Source organism: Deltaproteobacteria bacterium (genome assembly GCA_029860075.1).
Taxonomy (GTDB): domain Bacteria; phylum Desulfobacterota; class JADFVX01; order JADFVX01; family JADFVX01; genus JAOUBX01.
In genome coordinates this window covers 1-5,495 of sequence record JAOUBX010000143.1, presented here as the reverse complement: position 1 = coordinate 5,495, position 5,495 = coordinate 1, and the positions used below count along the sequence as shown (strand labels likewise).

2 protein-coding genes are annotated in these 5,495 nt (G+C 42.5%); both read left to right on the top strand.

Going from position 1 to position 5,495, the window contains the following annotated elements; all coding sequences use genetic code 11:
• Nucleotides 1–4,209: Ig-like domain-containing protein (locus OEV42_21200; protein ID MDH3976787.1), on the top strand; the 4,209-nt coding region annotated here is incomplete at its 5' end.
• A complete protein-coding gene (locus OEV42_21195) occupies nucleotides 4,200–5,327 on the top strand; it encodes a fibronectin type III domain-containing protein (GenBank protein ID MDH3976786.1) in 1,128 nt (375 codons plus the stop codon). The genes OEV42_21200 and OEV42_21195, both read left to right, overlap by 10 nt.
• Nucleotides 5,328–5,495: the final 168 nt, after the last annotated feature.

Sequence of the window (5,495 nt, the reverse complement as noted above, 5' to 3'; positions counted from 1 at the left end):
ATTACGACGGCCAGTCCGCCATTTTTAGGAATTTTTGGTGTTGGTGCAACGGTCTTAACCTTTGTCTATATGAATACTTCCCTGGGAGGTGATGTTGTATTATCGGGTTATGCCTATCAGGATATGGATGGTCTTAATGGTTATATACCGGGTGAAGCTGAAAATAGTGACAGACCGGTAAACAATGCGATCATTCGAAGTCCCGGCGCTGAAAACTTCGTTTCCTATACTAAATCTAATGGTTATTATGCAACTTATGGTTTTACGGCCAATACGGTTTGTCGTTCCTTCTCTATTACAGCCGTACACCCGCAAACCATGTACAGGGAGACGCAAGATATTGTTGCCTGCGATAAATACGAGAAAAATGATGTTAATTTCAAGCTTGCCGATAAAGATACGGTTATACCCGATTCGACAACACCGGATATAACGATCAATATGGAGGTTGCGGCAGGTCAGACGGGACGCTTCATTGCCGGGACGGTGCCTGTTGGAACTGAAATACTCGTGCCCGTCACCGTCATTGACCAGGAAATGGGGACGGCCTCCATTACATTAAAAATCGTTGATGCTGATGGAACAGTAAGGGCTCCCGTATCAGCGCCTCTTATGCCGGGGGACAGAACTTTGCACCGAAAGGCAAAAGATGGGAATCCGCCTGTTTACAGTTATAGCTACACGTCAGATTTTAACGCACCCATTGCAGGAAGTGTAAGTCATCACTTTAAACCGGATAAAGCAGGGGTTTATACCTTTGAGGTAAGTGCAACGGATACAGCAGGAAACATGAGCAATAGAGTAATCGAAGTTCGTGCCATTGAAAGTGGAAGCAGTCTTGAGGGTAAAGATGGTGCTCCGAGAGTTGATGCCATCATTCCCGGTAATGGTGCCTATGAAGTATTGGTTAACAATCCCGTCGAAGTTTTCTTTGATGAACCTGTCGAAAATGTAACGGATTTAACCTTCAGACTGGTTGATTTTAAAACAGGGCTCGATGTGCCGGCCTTTGTCTATACGATGGTGGAAGAAGACAGGATGAAGGCTGTTCTTCAAGCGAAAAATAATCTTGTTTATGGCAGAAAGTACGAGGTCATTCTTTCGACGGCTATTAGGGATAGTGATGCGGCATCAAACACCACTGCCGGTGGCGTTAAATTACAGTTGGCAGTGAATATTGATGGCGCTAGCGAGTATAAAACCTGGTTTACGACTATGGCCCCGCAGGTTTATGACCTCGGTGATGGAAAGTTCAGTGGTGGTTCCGTAGGTGGTGTGGACTTATACTCCCATCCCAACGGCCATACCTATGCCTATGTAACGGCCAATGAAAATGGTTGGTATGTAGTGAATGTGACCGACCCTGAACAGCCTGCTGTTGTTCACCATCACCGGGCCAATAATGGATTCTCCTTCAGAGGCGTCACTGTTGATAACGGAATTATGGCCATGACCGATACGGTTAATATTTACGGTGGCGGGCAATACGGTTATGTCCGTTTTTATGACCTTCGTGATAATCCTGAACTGCCGACACATATAGGCCAGGAAAGACTGGCCGAAGCCTGGTCGGGTATACCGTGGCGTGTCGCCATTAATGGAAATCTGGCTTACGTGGCTACAGTCATGGTGGGCGTTCAGGTGGTAGATATTGAAATGGCGAGAAATTTCAGCAGTACTGACTACGGCGCTTCCATTGTCGGCAATCTCGATACGCCGGGGATGGGGTATGGTAACCCTGCTGATCTCGCTATTATCAAAGGCGACAAAATGCTTGTAGCGACAACGACGGGCAGGCTTATTGTTGCCGATATTAATCTGTTAATTCCACAGGTTCTCAGTGTGACAGGCAGCAGGACGGAAACTTACAGCGCCTTCAGGGTTGATGCGGCTACAGAATTCAGTTTCTATGATTCACGTGTAGGCGCGGACCAGGGGAAAAGCATTATCGATATTGCCGTAACAAGCAGCTTTCAAGGCAAGATCAATACCGTTGATATTAGTGATCCCTATAATCCGCAGGTGTTGGGAACGGCGGTAAATTATGACGGTACTGATTTGGATATCCTTGCCAAAGATATTATGATATCGAAAACGTCCGGTCTGGTCTTTGTCGCTGCCGGTGACGCCGTCTATATTATCGATATCAAAGACCCCATCAATCCGAAGCTTGTATTCAAGACATCACAAGATGGAGGAAATGCCAATGATCTCTCTTCTATCATCCTGGCGACAGGCATAGTAGAAAGAGACGGCACTGTTTATGTGGCCGACAGGCAGGCGGGATTAAAAATACTTAATACGGAATTGAAGCTGCTCAAACACCTCTGTGACGATCTGGACTTTAACAATGTAAGCAAAACTTTCTGTACCGATTATTACCCTGCACTCGGCGAAAAAGCTGTTATACTTAGTGCTTATGATGAAAACAAGGCGCCCCTTAATGATCCTGACCGGGTCAAGCTTATGGGGCCATTGCCGCAAGGGGTGCATGTGAGGCCTGACGGAAGAGCTACGGTATGTACATCTGCCGAGATAAGCGGGGGGAATTGCAGGGTAACGCTTGTTGACGGCAAGGCGAAGTTTTATGTCAAGACGAATGAGGAATTTAATCATTATCAGAACTCGGCATACCCCTATCAATACCACTTCCTGAATTTAACATTTAAACTTGACCGGCTAACTGCTGGAAGCGTTTTGGAAGATGCGCCTGCAACGACGGGGGTAGAGCTAAGGATAAGGGATAATTCAAATGTGCGTCTCAGCGAAGTATTAGGCGGCACTGCCGTGTATACTTATGATCTGGATACACAGGGTGGATACCTTGACGGTGTTGAAGAGCAGAACCGGCGCTTCTACTATGTGCAGGAATTGATTAACCAGGTAGTGCCGAGGAAGAGGACTGTGGCAGGTTATCAGTTGACTGATGAAGATGGAATTTATGGTCAAAATACAGCCAATGCTATTGGTACATTTAAAGAAAACTTTAATGTGTCAGCCAATACAGCAACCTATAAAACAGATATTTTCCAGAAGCTTATGAAAGATTACGTTGTTTCCGGTAGTCAGGATGACTGGTTGAACAGGGTTGTTGACAAGGAAACACTGGTTGGAAAGGTGGAGAGAACGGAGAGAACATCGACTGTGGCTCAAGATCAGTTGATAAACGGTGTTACTTTGAATGTGATTAATGATACGGGCTTGTATGAGTTGTATGTGAATGTGGTAAAACGATTTGTTGATGGAATTATTGAGGAAGGAAAATATTTTGCGGGTATAAATGGTGAAATGGGTGTTAATGCACCGACAAATAATTGGATTTCACGAGATGGAAAAGGACCGGGGCAACGAGACAGTGATATCGGTATGAGTTACTGCTATGGTTGTAAGAATACCATTGCAGAATTTAATGACCAGGTTTCAGGTGTTGCACCCGGCATAGCTGCATGCACGGCCCCCTCAAGTGTGAGACAAAGTATTACTTATTATGTTAAAGATAGTAATAATAATTTTGTTAGCAAGACAGGTAGTATTGCAGTAAGCACCAATACCAACGCAAGTTATAGTGGAAACCTTAATGCAGCTTGTAATGCATTTGATGGCAATAAAAAATATACAGGACTCAGAAAATTTGAGAGAGATGCATATTTTAACTCACCTTTCTATCTTACTCAGTCTGAGACGACTAAAAAAGAATTTCCACAGTTAAATCCTACAAAGTGGCGTGGAATTGATTGTAGTGGCTTTGTTACACGTACGATGCAGAAAAGCTTGAGTGATTTAAACAATAGTGGTAATACTATTGTGAACTTATCAAAAGTTTCAAATGGGAGTAGACTTTTAGCGTTTGATTCGTCCTATGCACCTGACAATTGGGGTTCACAAACATTCTTTACTAAGAGTGACATGACTTATTATCAGAAAGGATACAAAAAAGATTTAGTAAGAAAAGTAAAAAAAGGTGATTTGGTCAGATATGGTGGTCATATCTCAATTGTATATTCGGATAGAACGAGTTGTCCTAAAAATGAAATGTGTAGTTATGAAATAATTCATGCTAGTGGCTCAGATGAGGTTTGTTACAAAGTAGGAAGAGATGAAGAGTGTAATTTTAATAGAAAAGTTATTGTTAATGAAATTAAAAAGGGTTTAAAAAATAACTATTTGAAAAAACCAAAAGGTTTTGGGAGAATAAAATTATGGGATTAATTATGCGGCAAATACTTTTTTCTTTCATTGTTATCTTAAGCACAATATCAATAAGTTTTGCGGGCTGGCAAGGCCCCAGTGAAGTTGTAAATGGATCATGGGGAAGTGGACTGGAGCAGTTTGGTTATGTAGACAGTGATGGTATCATGGATATGACACCATCTTTAACGGTAGTACTCATTGACGATAGTCTAATAATAGATGATATTGCAAAAAAAAGGAGACTGGTTTATGGCAGTAATGGTTTACTAAATAAAGAAGTGCCTAGAGTAATATCAAGTGGAAAAAATCCTGATTATAAAAAATATAACTTTAATGATGTCGTTGGTTTTTCATCATCAGGTAATACTTGGATCGAAGCAGGAGATTATTATTTATTATCACCAACAGGTGAAGAAATAGAAACTCATAGTGAAAGACCACTTCAGCTAGGACACATTAAATCTTCCAAAAATGGTGTCAACATTATTGAATATGATGACGGCATATATACTTATAAATTGACGGGTGGCTCTCAAGGATTAATTAGGGACTTGAAAGGTTTCTTATATCCTATAACAAGAGCTAATAACGATCCACATTGGCAGGTTTATAAGTTTGATCGATGTGGTAAGCAGATTGGCCTGCTTGATTTGCCGTCTGATGACATTGTGGAAGAAGGTGGTGATACTGTACCGCCACCGCCTACACCAACAGTAATTGTCAATGCAGAGTATGGAAAACCGGTATTATCTCCGAATGGAGATGTTTACTCGGGCAAGGTAACTGAATCATCATTTAGCATTCTCAAATGGACTTGGCTAGATGAAGCGACGGACCCCAAAGGTGGTCCCGATACACCTGTCGATGTTCAGGCTTTGCCTTCGACTTCGGGGGTGTACTTGACATGGAATCCTTCACCACAGGACCCCGGTTGTGTTACGGGGTATGATATCGAAAGGGCGACATCAGCGACGGGTGTGTTTAGTAATGTGACGACCGTGCCACTCGATGAGAAGCAGACTTATAGTTATAATGACACCAGCGCAACAGCTGGGGCAACATGGTATTATCGTATAAGTGCAAAGTCGGGCATTGGCAATTCTGATCCGGTGGAGGTGAATGCTACAAGGCCGTAAGCATTGGCAATGATTAAATCAAATGAAGGGGACGGATTAAATTCTGTCCCTTTCTTTCGTTTTGGATTGAGGAAATATGATGTGTGAGCAATGTGATTCAAATGCAGGAATCGGCATTTACCCTTACTAACAATCTTTTGCTTTTGCTCTTTGATAATTAAATATTGA